This window comes from Granulicella arctica (assembly GCF_025685605.1).
GTDB classification, from domain to species: Bacteria; Acidobacteriota; Terriglobia; order Terriglobales; family Acidobacteriaceae; genus Edaphobacter; species Edaphobacter arcticus.
The window spans coordinates 3939096-3957613 of record NZ_JAGTUT010000001.1; the positions used below are offsets into that span (position 1 = coordinate 3939096).

The 18518-nt window shown below is 57.6% G+C and carries 12 protein-coding genes; 9 read left to right on the forward strand and 3 right to left on the reverse strand.

The window, feature by feature from the left end:
• Nucleotides 1-22 precede the first annotated feature (22 nt).
• From OHL20_RS16820 to OHL20_RS16860, 9 genes are all read left to right on the forward strand, one after another.
• On the forward strand, nucleotides 23-1453 hold the full coding sequence (locus OHL20_RS16820) for a hypothetical protein (protein ID WP_263384335.1): 1431 nt from the start codon (nucleotides 23-25) through the stop codon (nucleotides 1451-1453).
• Between the two features lie 82 nt (nucleotides 1454-1535).
• A complete protein-coding gene (locus OHL20_RS16825; RefSeq protein WP_263384336.1) occupies nucleotides 1536-1994 on the forward strand; it encodes a hypothetical protein in 459 nt (152 codons plus the stop codon).
• An 18-nt stretch (nucleotides 1995-2012) separates the two neighbouring features.
• Nucleotides 2013-3503, forward strand: a complete 1491-nt coding sequence (locus OHL20_RS16830; RefSeq protein ID WP_263384337.1) for a hypothetical protein — start codon at nucleotides 2013-2015, stop codon at nucleotides 3501-3503.
• Nucleotides 3504-3547: 44 nt separating this feature from the next.
• Nucleotides 3548-6931 carry a hypothetical protein gene (locus tag OHL20_RS16835; protein ID WP_263384338.1) on the forward strand — a complete coding sequence of 1128 codons (3384 nt, stop codon included), beginning with the start codon at nucleotides 3548-3550 and terminating at the stop codon, nucleotides 6929-6931.
• A gap of 391 nt (nucleotides 6932-7322) precedes the next feature.
• A complete protein-coding gene (locus OHL20_RS16840; protein WP_263384339.1) occupies nucleotides 7323-8297 on the forward strand; it encodes a hypothetical protein in 975 nt (324 codons plus the stop codon).
• A gap of 244 nt (nucleotides 8298-8541) precedes the next feature.
• Nucleotides 8542-11151, forward strand: a complete 2610-nt coding sequence (locus OHL20_RS16845) for an Hsp70 family protein (RefSeq protein ID WP_263384340.1) — start codon at nucleotides 8542-8544, stop codon at nucleotides 11149-11151.
• Entirely contained in the window at nucleotides 11141-11905 is a 765-nt protein-coding gene (locus OHL20_RS16850; RefSeq protein WP_263384341.1) for a hypothetical protein, read from the forward strand. Before OHL20_RS16845 ends, OHL20_RS16850 begins: the two co-directional genes overlap by 11 nt.
• A gap of 151 nt (nucleotides 11906-12056) precedes the next feature.
• Nucleotides 12057-13325, forward strand: a complete 1269-nt coding sequence (locus OHL20_RS16855; RefSeq protein WP_263384342.1) for a S1C family serine protease — start codon at nucleotides 12057-12059, stop codon at nucleotides 13323-13325.
• A 41-nt stretch (nucleotides 13326-13366) separates the two neighbouring features.
• Entirely contained in the window at nucleotides 13367-14344 is a 978-nt protein-coding gene (locus OHL20_RS16860) for a DUF1036 domain-containing protein (RefSeq protein WP_263384343.1), read from the forward strand.
• Between the two features lie 58 nt (nucleotides 14345-14402).
• On the opposite strand, the gene OHL20_RS16865 is transcribed toward OHL20_RS16860, so the two are convergent.
• The 3 genes from OHL20_RS16865 to araD1 are packed head-to-tail and all read right to left on the reverse strand — an operon-like array spanning nucleotide 14403 to nucleotide 18504.
• Nucleotides 14403-16559 (reverse strand): glycoside hydrolase family 3 C-terminal domain-containing protein, encoded by a 2157-nt coding sequence (locus tag OHL20_RS16865; protein WP_263384344.1) that lies wholly within the window; start codon nucleotides 16557-16559, stop codon nucleotides 14403-14405.
• A gap of 26 nt (nucleotides 16560-16585) precedes the next feature.
• Nucleotides 16586-17461, reverse strand: a complete 876-nt coding sequence (locus tag OHL20_RS16870; RefSeq protein WP_263384345.1) for an NAD(P)-dependent oxidoreductase — start codon at nucleotides 17459-17461, stop codon at nucleotides 16586-16588.
• A gap of 23 nt (nucleotides 17462-17484) precedes the next feature.
• Nucleotides 17485-18504: an AraD1 family protein gene (gene araD1 / locus OHL20_RS16875; RefSeq protein WP_263384346.1), complete on the reverse strand. Its 1020-nt coding sequence runs from the start codon at nucleotides 18502-18504 to the stop codon at nucleotides 17485-17487.
• Between the last annotated feature and the right edge of the window lie 14 nt (nucleotides 18505-18518).

Below are 18518 nucleotides of genomic sequence, written 5' to 3' on the forward strand. Positions count from 1 at the left end.
TTTGGGAGATGTTGACCTAGATATGTCGAATGAGCGGGGACAAAGCGGTGTTGTTATTGTGCTGGGTGGGATCGTACTGCTCATTGCGGGATTGGTCTATGTGTTAACGCACAAGACGCAGGCAGTGCCCCCGATCCCGAATCCGGATCCAGATCCGCCGAAGGCCTCGGACTCAACTACGATCAACTTTTATCTTGACGGATCAGGTTCCATCAAGCACTTTCTCACTACAACGGTTGATGCAGATGGGCACCCATTGAAGAACTACATGAAGGAGTTACTCGATAAGGCGGGAACGACGCTGTCGAATCCTCCGAGTGAGGTGGGATGGAAGGGCAAGGTCAACTTCCTGAAGTTCGGGACCAAGATAGATCCGATTCCTGATAACGATCCGCACACCATGAGTTTGCACCCGGAAGACTTTAATGCTGGAAATACTTCGATAGAGGTTCCTATTCTCGACCAGCGTCAAGGTGAGGAAGTCGAGCGGAACCCAGAGGTGAAAATCATCGTCACCGATCTTTACGAAAACGGCGGACGAATTGAATTTCCAGCCAAGGCTTTGGCCTCCAACTATCTTTCGAGCGAGAAAGATCCCAATGGACGCAACGCTGTCGACATTCTTGCGGTGCGAAATCCTTTTGATGGACAGGTGCAAGATCTGCCGGGGTCGGCGAAGGGAGCAGTTATAAGGAATGCAGCCAATACCATGCCGTTCTATGTCATTGTGGCAGGGCCGACGGCGGATGTGCGCCATGTGATGAGCGTGCTGCTGTCCGGAACCGGGCTGGCGGATGCGAAGAAGAACGATAGCGCTACGGAGTTTCTTTTTACCCGGACGCCGCTACCTCACAGAACTGACGAGATGAAACTTGGCGGATCAGGGCACTTTTCAGGCGGAGACTTCCCAGGCCGCAAGATTCCTCTCATTAGCCTGCAGTCGGGCACGATGGAGATGCGGTGGGACAACTCCGTAAAGCCCTCAGAGGGAGCTGTGAATCTTTATGGCAGACAGGACAATCAGCAGTTGCGAACTACTGTCCTTATGCCGCCAGTTAATACCCCAGGTGGGAGCAGCGACTCTCCTGCGTGGGTTGAACTTCCCGATGGTTCGAACGCGATCGATGACTGCACTCCGGCTGACCTTCTGTGCAAGAGTATCGACCGCTCAAAGCTGCCCAAAGAACCCCGCACATACATCCTGCGGTTTGATCGGGTCGTGAAGGAGCGAACGACCGCTCTTGATCCCGACTCGCCGGACCTGCACAAGTGGAATATTGAAGAAGCAGACGCCGAGGTGATAAGTCATACCCCGCCGAACAAGAATCCTCACTTCGAAAATATGCGTGGCCTGACGCCGGACCTGTCGAAGTTTCTCAACGCACTTGAGGGACAGATGTTTCGTTCGCCGGTTCCGGTGACAAGTTACTACGTTTATCTTCAGGCCAACTAATAAGAGCACTGCAACAACGCGCAACCGAAGGTGCAGTAACTAGTCTAAACGCAAAAAATTCACAGAGGCAGGCAAAGTACGTATGGATAATAAATCGGCAATTCGGGTCGTAGGAATTCTATTGGTCTATGCGGTCTTTGCGCTCGTGGCCAAGGTGCTCGATCCAGGTTGGATTTTGCCGAGAGTTACGAACATCGGCGTCATCATGTTAGTGCTGCAAAGTAACGCACTGATGGTTGTTGCTGTTGCGTTCGTATGCTCGCTCATCTGGTTCATTGCGGGTGAATGGGCTATTCAGGCATGGGCCCCGGTACGGACCTGGTATTTGACCTGGGTTCTTCTCTTCATTGTCGTAGTGGCTGCGGCGATCTACTACGCGTTTCAGGGTCCCGTCATGGGCTCGCTGGAGCGGGTTAACTCTAACGTGCTTGGCTGTTATCTTGCCGTTGGGTTACTACCGTTTTATCTTAGCTCGCTCTTGTTTACATCAACGAATAGAAGGTATGTGATCTGGCCTTCTAGGCACGTCGTGAAGTGGTAATGCGATGAGGAGAATACGGTGAGTTATTTCGTAATTGGTGTGGGTGGCACGGGTGCGAAGTTGATGCAGACGCTGATTCATCTCAGCGCTGCCGGTCTTTTGCCCGAGCCGTCGCGAGCACTGGACGGTCTACTAGTGGATCCTGACGACGCGAACGGTAATGTGGATGAATGCAATCAGCTCGCGATGTCCTACGCGCGTTGCGAGAAGCTGCAGACGGGAGAGAGTTCGGACATCTTCAGTCGCAGCGTCTCGGTCTCTGGGCCATGGACACCTGTGCGGTCGAAGGAAGTGGACACGCTCGATAAAATCTTTCAGACCACGCAGCGCCAGGTGAGCATGCCCAAAGAGGCGGACTTGCTCGAACTGTTCTTCTCGAAGGAAGAGCGCGAGATGGGTATTCAGCAAGGCTTTCGTGGTCGTCCGGCGATTGGTGCGACTGTGCTTGGCAACTCGGTGAATTTTAGTCAAAAGGCCGATATCTGGTTCAAGTTGCTGGAATCGGCGAAGAACGCGGGTACGTTCGCCAGCGGTGTCCCGGTGTTACTAAGCGGGTCAGTATTTGGAGGATCAGGTGCGGCGGGCGTTCCTACTTTGTTGCAACTCATGAAGAAACCATTCTCGGAGAATGTGCATAACGGAAGGCTGGGCCTAATTCTCTTCCTTCCCTACTTCCAGTTCAAGCAGATCCCAGGAGAGAAGGTGCAAGCCGACCCGCACGCCTTTTCATTGGCGACCAAGGAAGCGCTGAAGTACTACGATGAGCGACACTTCCTCAAGCTATCCAAATCGATCTACGTGCTGGGCGAACAGAATCGTGCGGACATGGCGGTTTCGGCAGTGGGATCCGCTGCGCAGCGGAACGAGCCGCATTTTCTTGAGTTGATAGCCGGCCTGGGTGCCATCCGCTTCTTTGCTGGAGAGCAGTTAGCGACCAAGGAACCCGCTGTCGCAATCGCTGGCCGCGCGTCCGAAGCTACGTTGACCTGGGAAGACCTGCCGACGACGGATGGGCTGAAGATGCTGCAACTCGGCAAGCTGCGCCAGATGATTCTTTTCGCGGTCTCCTTCCGATTGAATTTTTATAACGTAATGACGGAAGAACTGAGCGCGCGAAAGACTAACTTTCCGCTTCTACTCCACTTCGTTGTCAACGAACGACTTCCCAAGGAACTCGCGTTGCAGGAACTTGCCTATGTCAACGAGTATGTCGCTCGTTTTCTCACCTGGTTACTTCGTATTTGTATGCCAAGGGGTGGAAGCTGCAAACCGGCGCTCGTGGATGTCAATGTCTTCGCAGAGATTGACGGCAAGACGAATGAGTGGGTCTTGCGGACGAAATTTCACAAGGAGAAAGACCTCCGGGGTCTCTTCTTGAAGTTTCCCGTACGAAACACTCCGGACCTGGGCGGCATATGGAAGAAGGCAAACAACTATAACGTGAGCGATCCAACTGCGAAGGCGACTGGTCGACTTATACGGGCAATCTACGACTGCTGCGAGCTATAACAGCCCTAAACCGGCCCTTACGGATCTTGAGAGGCGATGGAGCGATGCAGGAATATCTGCCGAAGTTGAAGAGTGGCAATGACAACACGGTGAGCTTGCCATCCGAGCCTGGTGTCTGGGATGAGAAGCAAGGCTACAACCGTATGGGTGCACTGGCGAAGGCGATCGATGTTCCGCCTGGAGGGAGTGCGGTTCATTCCGTGCCTGACCCCTGGGCTCGTGTGCTTCTCTTCGCGCGCGCTCTCTACAGCAAAGATCACACGCTGCATCCTCAGGTGCTGGGCGAGTGGCGTGGCTTACTTGGTCTACTTGGCCTCCGCGAACGAATGGGCATGGAGGGTCTTACCGCCTACGAAGTAGACCTCACGTCCTCGGAGAGGCCGGACTTATTTTCGAGTGTTCTGAGTCGTGTTCTGCCAGACGACGGCGACGAGTTGCGGAAGGGAGATTCCTGGTCGCAAGTTTACGTTCTTAAATACAGCATCTCTGGCGCGGAGGGCAGCGGAAACGCATTCGCCATGACCTCACCAACCACCCTGGTAGCCACCGGTGCTTACTATTCAAACGCCATGACAGAGGCTGAAGTTCCCTGGTTTCTGATGGAGCCGAGTTCAGGGCGAAAGATGCTCACCGATCCAACCTATGTGCTCTCTACCGAGGAGAGGCGTGCACTTGCAGAGTGGGTGCTCCTTGTTCGCGCTGCAATCGGCGACACGGAGACGCCAAGCTGCGGAAAGGTTCTAACGGCACTCAAAGAGTTTGCCGACGATCTCGACGCGGGGGCGCGTCTGGTGGATGAAGATAAAGCGCTCTCGCAACGCAGGCTGGGCCTGAACTCTGGTATAGCCAATGTTCTAGAACGCCCGATGAAGCCAGCGGAGACTCACCTTTCCCATCTGGTCATCGAAACTGCTGCTGTAACAAACGGCATCCGTTATGTGCTCATCGAACCGGATATTGCGAAGAGCTTCCGCAAGGACCCGAAAGAAGTGGTCGTGCATCGCGGAATCACACTAGCCACTCAGAAGAGTCGTATCCCAGAAGCGCAGACAGGTGTTAAGGGGGCGCTCGAGCCGAACGTGCTCTGGCTTACGCCTGAATTTTTCTTCCAGAAGTTTCTGATCTACGACGATCCAGGCAGGCCAAGCAGTTCGGCAACAAGTTCGAGTGTCTCTAATCCCTTTCCCGGATGCAGGAAGGTGGTGCCCGTAGGGCCTGCCGATCCACGAAGGATTCTTTTACCTTTGAACGAAGAGATTACCGACCTTTTTACTGCGGATTATCTTGCAGCGAACTTTTCTGTCGAGTGGAAGAACAATAAGGAGACGGTATGTCGCCTGCGTTTGAAGCTGAAGAGCGTCTCCCTTCCTGATGAGAAGGGAAATGCCCGCGAGGAAGAAACGCGTGAGTTCGAGATAAGTAAGACCTATACGGGTCTGCAACTCATCAAGCTTACGACGCTGCCAGCCGTAGGAGTGTGGCCAAACGTCCGTAGTTTACCCGCAGTTGCGGCAAAAGGAAGTCCCTGGCTGCGTTACTATCTTTTCGAGTCGTGGCGTGGAACGACGAAGATAGATGACTTTGTCGTCAGACCGTTGAGGAGCGCCGGGGCAGAACTGCGGAAGAATGAATCGGGCGCGGACATCTTCCAGGTCCATGCTCTGAAGGCGTATCCCGACTTCCTCACCTGCGAGATGGGGCCGCGTGATGTGGACGGCTACGAGGTGCGGCCCAAAGCCCTCATGATCCTGAACGAGCCCGATGTGAAGATGCCGCAGGGCAACCGCCGTGCCGCACTCGGAATCGATTTCGGAACCACCGGAACAAGTATCTATTGGGCGTGGGCGGAGTCCTCCTCAGTCCCGCAGCAGATGGAGTTCAAGGACCGTATGCTGCGTGTGACTGAGTACGACAGCAGCCAATTCGCCAATCTAACCCGAGAGTTGATGTTGCCCGCACAGGACTGGTCCACTGGAAAAATTCTGAGTGTCTACCAGGTCTTCAGCAATCCCGCGCCGGTCGAGGTGCTGGACGGTCATGTCCTGTTCGCGAACGATGCAAGCCCGGGAACATTTATCACCGGGAACCAGAACGGGGTGCGGTCGGACCTGAAGTGGGGCGATGCGCGGCAGAGCGAGGCCGCTGATGGCTTCCTCACCCAACTATGCTTTGAATCCCTCTTGGAACTTGTGCTGGAGGGCGCAGAGTCGGTCGACATCCGTTACTCGTATCCCACCGCATTCTCCGTTGAGGATAAGGCGAGGTTTATTGGTATCTGGTCACGAGTGATCGCACGTGTGCGCAAAGCGGTGGGGATCCATCTCTCAAACAATCAGGAGGAGAAAGAAAATCGCGAGGCCGTTGCTGCTACACGCTTCTTTACCCAGAGCAAATTGGAGCTATCGTTTTCCCGCGGCGCGCTCACAATGGACATCGGCGGTGGCACAACCGACGTCGCGCTCTGGAGCAACGACAAGGAAAACAATGCTTCGTTGATGGCGCATCTTTCGGTGAAGTTTGCCGGCCGCGACATTTTTCTTGAGGCTGTCCGCAACAAGCCCGAGGTGTTAAAGATCCTTGACCCAACCTTGTCGATTAACTTGCCTGACCGCGTCAAGAACCTCGACGCGTACAACGCGCAGCTTGATGCCTTGATATCCTCACGTGGCGATAAGATGCTCGATGGCCTGCCTGGAAATGAGGAAGATCCGGTAGTCAAGGAACTGCTCAGCATCATGACCGCTGGACTCTGCGGCATTGGCTTCTACACTGGATTGCTGACTGGGCGGCTGGCGCAGGTAGGAGTGTATGTCCCGCAGGAGCGCCTTCCGTTATTTGTCGGTGGCAATGGTTCCCGTCTGCTCGAATGGTGTGCCATCAAGTACTTCAAGCCGGAGATGACCTTCTACAAGAAGCTGGCTGCATCCGTTCTTGCGGGCTGCCGTGTAGGAGCACCCGAAGTGACTGCAAAGGTTGAGATCACCCTTAGTCCCAAGCCCAAGGAGGAGGTGGCCTACGGACTTGTAGCGTATGGTCACGGCAGTGAAAACGAACTCCAGATCAGTGAGGACTATACGAATCCGATGGCGGGGGAGAGCTTCGAGATTCGAGGAGCTCCGAATGGTTTATGGAGTGAAACTCCCACGGCCGCCAGCGTTCGTGCCAAGGCAGTGAAGGTCGACCCCACGATGCCAACCTTCAGATTGTTCCTGACGTCGGCAGGGATCAGGGTTTCCAACCGGACGCTTACGCGCGTTGCGGATCGGATTAATGATCAACTGGCCACGATGGGCACAGAAGCCGCCAAATTGCAGGGCGCGGATGCAGACCAGCATGCACTTGACCCCTTGAGAAAGGAGCCGATCTTCATTATGGCCGTGAAGGCTCTGCTGCATCTGCCGATCGGTGAGTGGGAGCGTAATGAGTAGCGGATTCCGAGCAACGTGCCGAACCTGGATTTGCGTCGCTGCTACGATGGCTTGCCTTCTTGGCTGCTCTACGGCGGGAAAGCAGTCATCGGGTGATGGCACAGCGACTCCAGCGCCACGCAGCGAATCGTCGGCTCAATCCGCTCCAGCGCAGGGCACTCCGAAGACAGCGCCAATTGAGCCAGCCACGCCAGTCACACAAGAACAGCCAAACTCTTCCTCGAACCGTACACAAGTGCAACAGGGAGCTCAGGCGGTAGCCCATGGGCCGGCTACCATCACATCAGATGGAACCAATACCCCTCCGGACACGGCCAAAGTCACGGAGCTCGAAAACAAACTTAAGACGGATGAAGGGCAGCTAAATCTCTTATCGCCAGCGCAAAAGAAATTGCTTGAGCAGGGCAGGCCGATTCCTGATGTACCTGCGACTCCTACAGGCCTGCTTCAATATCTCCCGTGGGTGATCCCGATCGCCTCTACTACCCTGTCGCTGCTGGCGATCCTTTATGTCTTCGAGACCAAAAAAAATGTCGATAAAGATTTTCTCAATTCAAAGTGGTTAGTTGACAGTCTGACCCAAAGTCTTAAGGAGGTCGAAGATGACCTGATATCGCGTACCCCCATTGAGGAGACGAAGGACTTCAGAAACGGGGAGGGGCGCGGGGCGGGGAAAGGACGAAGTTCATCCTTTAATGTTCCTCAGGTGATAAGTCACAGCAAGCCCGCAGTTAGTCGCGCAGTAGCGCGCCCGGAAGACGATTCAGCTGCGTTCCGTCCGAAAGGCTACAGCAACGAAGTGGTTAGGAACTCTATCGCCAACCCCGTCGTCCTGCGCGCTGCTGCGCCATCCGAGAGCCCGGAACAAACGAGCGGCGTCTTGGGCGATGATCGGAGTCAGCCTGACGAGCGGCCGACAAGTGTCCTACACGTTGAAGCGGTTGGGCCACAAGTAAGTGTCCGCGAGCCTTTGCCTGATCCACGGAAGTCAACTGGTGAAATTGTCGCTGACTACAACAAGGCGCGCACCATGGGTGACGACGCCGGAGAGTGGTTCAAGAGTAACTATGAGTGGGTCGGGCTCTCCTGCAAGAACTCCAACGAACGACTGCTCGACCCGAACGTAGTCCTCCTGTTCCAGGAAGAATCGCGCGGAAGTTTCTTAGGCATCTCCTGCAAAGGCGAGATGCGCCTGGTGCCAGCGCTCGACAAAGAGCTTGAAGTATCAAGCAGCTTCTTAATGGATGTCTTCGACTATCCACCGCAGATAACCGGGCGGTTGGAACTTCGCAGGGCTGCGACGATCGAGAAGAACGGCGGTCTCTGGGAATTGAAACAAAGTGGGGAGATCGCGCTTGAGCGATGACGCGCGTCTTCTCTTTAGCAGGCCGGATGCTGGCGGGAGGATAGTCGCGGCGGTGTCTCGCGATTCAGAGATAGCTTTTACTGCCAGGACGGCATTCTCCGGTGCCTCGGGCATAGCAGGAGGCAACGGCCATTCTCGGGGGCAACCGGCATCAGATTTAGAGCGGCTGTGCAGCGAGTGTTCTGCATGGAAGTGCCGCGGGGACGACGCATGGTGTGGAAACTGTGGTTCGCCCTGCGCCCAGTTGGCGCTGACGGTCGTACCGCCGGTCATGCAGATCGGGAATGTTGCCCCGCCGGTAAGCATCCTGATACATAACCGCAGCTGCGCAGAGCTTCGCATCGACCGATGGGAGACGCCCAGCTGGATTGTGCTTGGCGACGGTCCTAAAGTGCTTGCGCCGGGTGAGGTATCGAAGTTCGGCGCAAAGGCGAACACGATCTCTCTTCGACAATCGAACACCGGACCTGTTGCGGTACATACCAACGCAGGTGCGGCGATGATGCTCGTCATCGCGATGGAGGAGAGGCCATCGATTGTCTGTGTTCCAGCCGAACTCGAAGTGTGGAGGGTGCCTGACGGGGAGATGCCGGCGATTCCCGTAAAGCTGGCACCCACGGCAGGATTTCTGCGCGTACGTGGTGTTCGTTCCGGTGGCTCTTCCGGTCTGGAGGTGCTGAGCCGTCTTGACGATACGTTCATGGCCTCAGAGGGCGATGGAGTTGCGATCACACTTCGGGCCCTTGTCGATCGCTTCCAACATCAACCGTCGGCGTCGCTGCTTGTAGAGTTCGACGGTCCACACGGCGTTGCTGAAGTAGAGGTATCGGTCAAGGTGGCTGTGCGCAATCCTCCGGAGATTTGCTGGGACGGCGAGCACCATTCACCTGCCGAGGTCTACCAGAGCACGGCACAGCGTCTGGAGTTTGTGCTGGCGAACCGCAGCCCGGGTGGACGGGACGGGGGTGCCAGAAACGGGCGTGTTCAGATCAAGAGCGTCATTCTCGAACCGTTAGAGCAACTCAACATTTCTATCCGTCTGGTGAGCCGTATGCCGCTTACGCTGCGTGGCGGAGAGAGCGGCACCGTCGTCTTTGAGGTCAATCTCAGTGAGGCTCCGGTAAGGTCGAATTCTCCCTTGCAGTTCAGACTGCGTGCCCAGGCCAACGGACCTGCGCTGGACAAACCTGTAAGCGTCTTCGTGCGCGCGCTTCCGCAGTACGACGGCATCTTAGCAATCGATTTCGGATCGAGTAATACGTGCTGTGCCGTTATTGAGACGGGTCGTGAATCGGAACGATTGAAGCTTGACGGCTCCAGCGTTGCATCGCCTACGATTGTGCGTTATCTGGACCTCGCAGGTGCAGAGCCCGAGGTGGAGATCGGGACCCGCGTGCAGGAGCTGGTCAGCAAGGATGAACAGGTTGCTGCGAGCGCAATCGATGGCTTAAAGCAGCGCCTTGGCGATGAGCGGCAGCGCCTTCCGGTGCGTCCATCAAAGTCCACTGATTGGACCACGCGCACGGCGACCCAAGCCGCCTCTGACTATCTTCGCGAGGTGCGCCGGATGGTTGAGTTGAACAAGACGACTGTGTTTGGAGACTTTATCCTGACCCACCCGGCCGTCTGCTCCCTCAGGCAATACCGCAACCTGCACCGCGCCCTTATGTGGGGCTTTGGCGCCGGGGCGCGGGAGGTTCGCTTTCTACAGGAGCCAATCGCCGCCCTCGTTCCGTTCATGGCAAAACAGGCTCGCAACGGCGAGCTCGCGGCTTACACTGTCGCCTCCTTCGACCTTGGCGGGGGAACTACAGACATTGCTGCAGTGCGCGTTGAGTACGTTCCGCTTCCCGGAGGCAGACTGGAGATACGGCCGCAAATCCGCTACAGCCGCGGCATCCGCTTCGGCGGAGAAGATCTTACGAAGTCGCTGGTGAGTGAATTGGAGACACGACTAAACCGTTTGATTTCGCAGAGCGAGCCGTGCGCTGTGCTCGTGCGAGAGGGAACCCAGGGTGCGTCGACCGAAGATGTACTGCTGAACGGCTACAAGCTGCGACAAGCAGCGGACACATTTAAAGTGAGTTTGAGCGATGAAGGCAAGCGAGAAGAACCCGCACGACTGATCATGCGCATGATGGCCCCGGGCGGTCTTGTTGCGAAGGATTTTGACCGAGGGTTCTCCGACCTTAATGCAGCTGGCGACACTGATCTGGAAACACTGTTTCTCGACGATGTGCGACGCAGAGTAAAGGATGCCGCAAAGCTGCTTCACGCGGCTTCGATACGCGCCGGACATCTGGACGTCATCCAGGTCTCCGGCAAGACCGCCTATCTTCCTGTGGTGTTGGAGACGATCGCTCTGGAGTTTCGCGACAGCAAGGTTGTTCGTGCCGACGATCCCAAGGAGTGCGTTGTCACCGGCGCTTGCCTTTCGCGCTCCATGGGCCGCGGGGCCGCGGTCCGGCTTGTGCTGCCAGATGCAGCCAGACGGACAACATCAAGCATCGGCATGTACGACGCGACGACGTCTAAGTTTTCTATTGTGCTTCCCGTCGATGCAGGGATTCCGAACGAGGGTCTGACGGGCGAAGTGCCAAATGGCTGGTTTGGTTTTGAGAGGGTGGTGATCTGGGAAAACCTGGGTATCGATGACGACGAACTCCGCAATGGCGGAAGCGCCCTGCTCAGCAAACTGGGAACCTGGGTTCCCGATCGACCGGAGCCGGGTGCTGACTCGGAAGGCTGGACGCTACGGCTTGTGCTCAGGAATTTTACGCTCAGCGTAATGGCCATCGGACCTGAAGCTGAGATCGTAACGTTTACGCGGCTGGGAGAGGCAGATGAATTTTAAGGAGATCATGACGGCCAACCTATTGTTATTGGTCCCGCCGCTACTCGCGTTCGTGACGCTGGTATTGGCATACATGGTTGTTTCGGAGATGCAGAAGTCGGCGACTCTAATTCTGGATGAGGCCGAGTCGCTCAAAGGAAGGTTGAAAGGCCTTCGCCGGAATGTTGCAAAGCTGCCGTCCCTGCCAATTGCCTCTAACGTCGTTGAAGAGCATGATCCTGTTCCAGACCCGCTCACTCCTGCTGCGCCGGTCGAACTGAGTCCGCTGGAGACTTTGAGAGGCAAAGGTTTCGATTGGCTCAACAGATTTGATGCAGGTTTGCAGACTTGCGCCTCAAGGACCGGCCTTTCGGTGAGCCAACTGACGACGGAGGTTTGGCAGCCGGCTCGCATCGCGGCCTGGCTCAACGAGGCACAAAGCGAGCGTGCCCTCCTCGACGTGAACGCCGAGACAATCAGGCTTGCGGTTGAAATTGTTAAGGTGCTCGTCTCGAAGAGCGATCACGACCTTGATGCTGAGCGCAGTGATGGGCAGCTTCAACGCGCAATCGACTCGCTGGCAAGCTTGGCAGTCGTCAGGATATTTCGTCCCGAGATCGGTGAGCCGGTGGACAAGGTCTTTCATATCAGCCTGGGCGTTGGCGGGCGAGCAGGCGAGCACTCTCGCGGGACTGTTGCGAGCGTTCGTGCCCGCGGTCTGCTTGATGCACGCAATGCAGTCATCGCTCGGGCCGAGATTCGAGAATTCGACTAGCAGCCTAGCTCACTGCAAGACGCAAAGTTTCCTCGCGCTAAGGTTCAAAGGAACGGAGGGCATGGTGAAAATTCCGTATGCATGGTGTGTCCTCACAACGGCGCTTTGCCTGAGTTCTTGTGCGAGGCGGTTCGAGGAGTCAAGTGAGCATTTGTCTCCACAGCAGATTGCGAACCGCGCCAAGCCGGCAACTGTGGAGGTCATCGCTGTCTTCGATACGCATGGCACGGTGCCGCGTGCGGAGTTGAATGTGGACCGCCTCAAACTGGAGCTCGAACATCAGAGAGGGTTCTTCGATAACCAGCATGATCTTGCCGTGAAGGTCTTTGATATTTTGTTGAGCGATCCGGGAAGCTATTTTCGTGAAGGTGAAAAGGTTGAGTTTAATAAAGAGGTCGCCTCCCTAGGCAGTGGCTTCATTGTGACTCCCAATGGCCACGTGCTTACCAATGCACACGTTGTAAAGCCGGATTCGGACGACCTTAAGACAGCGGTCCAGGAGTCGTTACTGGCACTGGTGAAAGGCGATACAGAATCTGTCCAGAAGTCCTTCAGCGAAGTAACCGGCGGACAGATCGACGACGAGCGGCTGGAGCACCTGATTAAGGCGCTCGCTGAGTTCTACGTCAGGAACATGGATCTTGAGAACAAGGAGAAGGTAGGTATTCTCATGCCATCCGAGCCGGGGAACAGCTCCGCGCCGAATGAGCCTGTTCGCTGCGAGATACTTAAGGTAGGTGAGCCGACCCCGGGCAGGGACGTCGCGGTCCTAAAGATCGAGGGGTCTGACCTGCCGACTCTGCCACTCGCACCAGCTGGTGGTGAGGGTATCCAAACTGGATCAGACCTGCTTGTCGATGGTTACCCCGGCGATGTGGCATTGAATACGTCCTATACATTCCGCAGCCGGCTCCAGCCTTCGCTGACTCGAGGACTCGTAAGTGGCACCAAGGAGATGGCCGACGGCTGGCAGGTCATTCAGACCGATGCCTCCGTAAACCATGGCAACAGCGGCGGCCCGGCAATGAACGACTTAGGCGAAGTGGTCGGTCTGGCGACCTTCAAAGAAAAAGACACTCAAGGTATCAACTTCGCGATCTCGATCGATGTGGCTCGCCAGTTTCTTGACTCGCTCAACATCAAGCCGGAGCAGAGCACCTTCAGCCGCGACTATAACCGAGCCTTGATGGAGTACGACCGCCCTGGTCATGGCGATGCTCTCGCGCAGTTTTCAGATCTGCACAATCGCTACGCAGAGGTTGGAACGGTTTCGGAGTTCGTAAGGCAGCTAAGCCGGGAGAACGCCGCGAGCGGCGGCGGCCTCCAGCGCTCTGGAGGGTTTCCAGTAGGGCTGGTGTTGATTGGTGTCGTCATCCTCGCGGGGGTTTTAGTTCTGGTGATCGCCACGGGCCGCCGGTAGCGGGGTGCTCCGCTCAAGCTTAGATATCGAAAGGACGAATTATGCAGGCACGCATCTATCGCTTCGAAATCATCCGCGCCATGGTAAACGGCGTCTACGTGGCTCACGACACAGCCAACGACTCGGGTGTAACACTCTACGAATGGACGCCCGCAACCGCGGACCGCGACGCCGCGAAGCTCCGTCTCTCTGAGATACAGGACCAGGTTCATGGAGAGGTCTTCAGTGCCGATGCCAGCCTCTATCTCAGTGTGGCGTCGCCGGCAGATGCCGAAGATGCGTTGAAGACGCTGCAACTGCATAACCTGTTCGTGGGCATCGAGTCCGGTCGAACATCTTCGCAAGCACCGGAGACGGACCTTGATGGTCCGCCAATCGTTATACCGAAGGTAGCTGTGGCACCACCACCGCTACCTTCGCGTCCTGAGTCGTCAGAGGTCGTTCGGAGCTCGTCGCGAACTATCTGGGTTTCTGTTCTGGTCGTGATTATCTGTTCGATCATCGCCCTTTTGATCGGCGATTCCATCGGAGAAAGCAGCGCCTCTGCAGCGGCCTCGCGCACAAACAGCGAAGCTTCGCGCCAGGCTTCGCAGGAGCTGTCTTCGGCTCAATCTCAGAATGGCGAGCTTAGCGGCAAGCTTTCGACGACGCAGGGAGAGCTCAAGAGGTTTGAAGGTGTTGAGATTCTGCGCATGACAAACAAGACCCCATCAAGCGTACATGTCGCCGTTATGTACAAAGACTGGGCGGGTGTTTGGGTGCTTGCCGGATGGCAGACGATTGCACCAAATGCAACGGCAGTGGTTGCGTCCTCACCAAACGGCATCTTTTACTACTCAGCTTTCAGTGGCGATTCGCTGGTGTGGGAGGGCAAGAATGACTCCGAGGCCTACCACCTCACAAAGAACGGTAACTTCGTTTATTACCCCTTTCTGCAGACACCACAATCGGACTGGGAGCTTACAAAGATGGTCAGGGTAAACGGTGGAGACCTCGACCTCACCGTATCGAAGCTGTGAGTAGTCTCTTGCTTGGCTTCGGCCTAATCCCTGACTGCGGCAGCCTCTCCCCAGCGAGCTACTTCTTTGCAACCTGTAGGTGGGCGCGCAGGCGGATGTCGTCTGAGGAGGCACCTATAAGGAGATCGAAGCTGCCGGGTTCGACGAGTAAGCTTCTTGAGTGAACGTCAAAGTAGGCGAGTTGCGAGATGGGCAGCTTGAACTCTATATGCTTCATCTCCCCGGGCTGTAACGTGACGCGTTGAAAGGCTCGAAGGCTCTTGATGGGTTGGACGACCGCGCTTCGCTGCTGATGGGTGTAGAACTGGGCTACGTCCGCACCGGCTCGCTCGCCGACGTTTTTGAGGTCGAAGGAGACCTGGACCTCTCCTGTTGGCGTTGTGGTAGCGGTGGAGAGTTTGAGGTCGCTGTAGTCGAAGTGAGTGTAGCTGAGGCCGTGACCAAAGGGGTAGAGCGGCACACCTTTGAAGTAGAGGTAGGTGTAGCCCTTGGAGACATCGTACTCATTTTGTGGGGGAACACCGTCGAGGCTGGCGTAAACGGTATAGGGGAGATGGCCGCCGGGATTGTCGTCGCCGAAGAGGGCGCGGGCGACGGCGGTGCCTCCAGCCTCACCGGGGTACCAGGCGTCGAGGATAGCGGGCAGGTGATCCTGGGCCCAGGTGACGGCGAGGGGGCCGGCATTCATCAGCACGAGAACTGTCTTCGGGTTGGCGGCGTAGACGGCTTCGAGGAGCTGCTCCTGCGCGCCGGGGAGGTTGAGGTCGCGGCGGTCGCGCCCTTCGGCTTCGACGTGCAGGTTGGTGCCGAGGAAGAGGATGGCTACGTCGGACTTGCGGGCGAGGTCGGCTGCGCGGGCTATGGCGGCGGGGTCGAGGGCTTCGGTGAAGCCTGCTCCTTTTTCGTAGTCAACCTTGACGGCGGAGCCGAGGAGATCGCGGAGTCCGGCGAGCGGGCCTACCTTGCGGGCGGGGGTGCCGTAGTAGTTGCCGGTCTCGTAGTCGGTGTCGCCTGCGGGACCGATGACGGCGATGGAGTGGATGGCATCGCGTTTGAGAGGTAGGAAGCTGGAGCGGTTGCTGAGGAGAGTGATTGACTCTTCGGCGGTTTTGAGGGCAAGGGCGAGGTGCTCGGGGGAGCGGACGACGTCCATCGAGATCTTGTTGTAGGGGCTATTGGCAGCGGGATCGAAGGCCCCGAGGCGGAAGCCCACGCGGAGGACGCGGGTGAGCGCCTCGTCCACATCAGCGGTGGAGAGCAGGCCGCGCTGGACGGCGAGAGGGATGTTGGTCTGGAACTCGGTGTCGTCGGAGTCGTTGCCAGCCTTGATGGCGAGTGCGGTGGCTTCGACGGGATCTTCGGTGGCGCGCTGGCCGGTCTCGTTCGACCCGGTGCGGCTGCCGCTGAGGAGGGCGACTGCGCCTAGGTCGTCGGTGACGAAGCCGTCGAAGCCCCACTGCTTGCGGAGGGTGTCGGTGAGCAGGAGGTGGTTGATCGCGTCGGGCGTTCCGTTGATGGCGTTGTAAGAGGACATGACTGACTGCGCGTGAGCCTCGGTGATAGCAGCCTTCCAGTGGGGCAGCCAGTACTCCATGAGGTTGCGCTCGTCGACCTCGGCGGAGAGGTGCTGGCGGCCTGTTTCGACATTGTTGACAGCGAAGTGCTTGACGGTGGCGGCGACCTTGAGGTGGTTGATGTCGTCACCCTGCAGGCCCTTGACGTAGGCGACAGCCATGCGTCCGGTGAGGAAGGGATCTTCGCTGAAGACCTCCTGGATGCGGCCCCAGCGCGGGTCGCGGCTAATGTTGATGACGGGCGAGCGGTAGACGAGCCCGTGTTTCGAACGCGGGCCATCCGCCCTGGCGTTGTAGAGCGCGCGCGCCTCATCGGACATGGCGCCAGTGATGGTATGGACAAGGTCAGGATCCCAGGTCGCGCCCATCGCGATGGCGGCAGGGAAGAGCGTGGTGGGCTGCTTAGACCAGACGCCGTGGAGGGTCTGGTTCCAGCCACCCCACATAGGCACGTTGAGGCGCGGGATGCCGGTATTGAGGTGATTGAGCTGCGAGGCTTTCTCCTCGATCGTCATGCGGCCGATGAGGTCGGAGATGCGCTGTTCGATCGGTTTGGAGGGATCGAGGTAGGCCGGAGTGGCTTGTGCAGCGAGGGTTGCGGAGGATGCGAGGAGAGCAAATACGACGAGAACAGATTTCATGGAGAGCTCTTTCGGCGGTGTTCGTCTTAATTCTTGTTGCGGAGAGGCTCGACTACGGAGGACATATCTTTGTCGGCGTAGCCATTGGCCATTGCTGCTTCAAAGAGCGTGTGGGCGTTGGTTGCTGTGGTGAGGTCGACGCCGAGGGCTGCGGCTGCGTCGTGAGCGTATTGAAGATCTTTGGCCATCAGCTTCATGACGAAGTTGACGGTGTAGTCGCGGCTGGTCATGCGGGCGGAGATGCCGCCGAGGAGGGGACTGCCGGGTGCTCCAGCCTTCAAGATGGTGAGAGCTTTCTCGACGTCGAGACCGCTGCGCTCCAGCCACGCAAGACCTTCGGCAAGCGAGGCGACCTGCACGCCGCAGAGGAAGTTGTTGACGAGTTTGATCTTTACGCCGGAGCCTGAGGGACCGAGATGGATGATCTCCTTGCTCATGGATTGGAGGACCGGCGTGGCTTTGGCTAGCGCTTCAGCGGACCCGCCTACGAGGAAGGTGAGTTGAGCAGCCTCGGCCTGGGGGCGGCTGCCGGTGACGGGTGCGTCGAGGAGCGAGAGGCCGCGCGTGGTGGCGGCTTGATCGAGTTCGGCGATCCAGGCGGGGCTTACTGTGCTGGCGTCGATGAGGATTGCGCCGGGTTGCGCGGCGGCGAGTGCGCCATTTTCGCCGAGCCAGGCATCGCGGGAAGCAGCATCGTCGGCAAGCATGGCGATGATGATCTCGGCTTCTGCGGCGGCTTGCGCGGGAGTGTCCGCGACCGTTGCGCCCTGGGCGGCGAAGGGTTCGGCTTTGGATTTGGTGCGGTTATAGATGGTGAGGGGAAAGCCTGCCTTGAGCAGGTTTGCGGCCATGCCGGAGCCCATGGTGCCGAGGCCGAGCAATGCTACTGATTTGGTTGCCATGGTGTACTCCTTTTGCGGCTATGCTAGGCGAGGGAACGAACCTGCACGGTAGCGGTTGACCTTGCTTCTTCGTGGATGGGGTTGCGGAGTGCGCGGCCGAAGCCTTCGAAGCGGACCTCGGCAATGTCGCCCTCCCGGAGGACGATGCCTGAGCCGAAGGAGAGTGCGTCGGCTCCAAAGAAATGGACGTGGACGTTGCCGGGCTGGCGATGGCCTGAGAACTTGAAGTGATGGTGCTCTAGGTTGGCGAGGCTGTGGCACATGTTGGCTTCGCCAGTCGCGATCTTCTTCTGCCAGAGTGTGTTGCCGTCGCGTTCTATTTTTACCTCGCCATGGATATCGTTGAAGTCGGCTCCGATGACGAGTTCGGGACCAAGGCTACAGGCGCGGAGCTTCGATCCGGCGAGGTTGAGGTAGTTGCGCTGCTCGAATTTATGGTCGGAGAACTCGTTGCCCGTGGTGATGCCGATTCGATAGGGTTTGCCGTCATCGGCGATGAGGTAGACGCCGGCGAGCTCGGCCTCTTCGCCGCCATCTTCGGCGTGGAAGGGGATTTCGAGGGCCTCGAAGGGTGCGCGGAGAACAGAGGCGTCGCCCTTGTAGAACCACTCCGGTGCGATGCCTGCTTCGTTGGGAGCTGGACGGCCAGCGTCGAGGCCCCACTGGAACATTCGCATGCTGTCGGTGATGGGGGTGTCTGTCTTCTCAGATTGATCGGCGAGGTGCATGGCCTGTCGTTCGCGGGCGCTGCCGAGATGGGTGAGGCCAGTGCCGGCGACGAGGATGCGCGAAGGTGCGCCGGGAACGTCGATGGGCGAGAGAAGCCGCCAGGGGGAGCGGCCTTCGTAGACTTCGTCGTAGGAGAGCGCTTCGCCGGTGGCCAGGGATTCGGCGAAGGTCGAGAGGGTGAGTGAGGCTCGCAGGCAGTGCTGCGCGAGCTCGTAGATGGAGGTGACGCCGATGAGGCAGAGGAGCTTTGGCTCTGCGACGAGGGCTACGCGGCGGGTGGTGCCGTCGGTGATCTGAACTAGATGTGCGGGCATTGGTTCCTCAAGAG

Bases quoted from the DNA above. Each gene is read 5' to 3' on its own strand.
- OHL20_RS16820 (WP_263384335.1), top strand. From the start codon at position 23: ATGTCGAATGAGCGGGGACAAAGCGGTGTTGTTATTGTGCTGGGTGGG.
- OHL20_RS16825 (WP_263384336.1), top strand. From the start codon at position 1,536: ATGGATAATAAATCGGCAATTCGGGTCGTAGGAATTCTATTGGTCTAT.
- OHL20_RS16835 (WP_263384338.1), top strand. From the start codon at position 3,548: ATGCAGGAATATCTGCCGAAGTTGAAGAGTGGCAATGACAACACGGTG.
- OHL20_RS16850 (WP_263384341.1), top strand. From the start codon at position 11,141: ATGAATTTTAAGGAGATCATGACGGCCAACCTATTGTTATTGGTCCCG.
- OHL20_RS16860 (WP_263384343.1), top strand. From the start codon at position 13,367: ATGCAGGCACGCATCTATCGCTTCGAAATCATCCGCGCCATGGTAAAC.
- OHL20_RS16865 (WP_263384344.1), bottom strand. From the start codon at position 16,559: ATGAAATCTGTTCTCGTCGTATTTGCTCTCCTCGCATCCTCCGCAACC.
- OHL20_RS16870 (WP_263384345.1), bottom strand. From the start codon at position 17,461: ATGGCAACCAAATCAGTAGCATTGCTCGGCCTCGGCACCATGGGCTCC.
- araD1 (WP_263384346.1), bottom strand. From the start codon at position 18,504: ATGCCCGCACATCTAGTTCAGATCACCGACGGCACCACCCGCCGCGTA.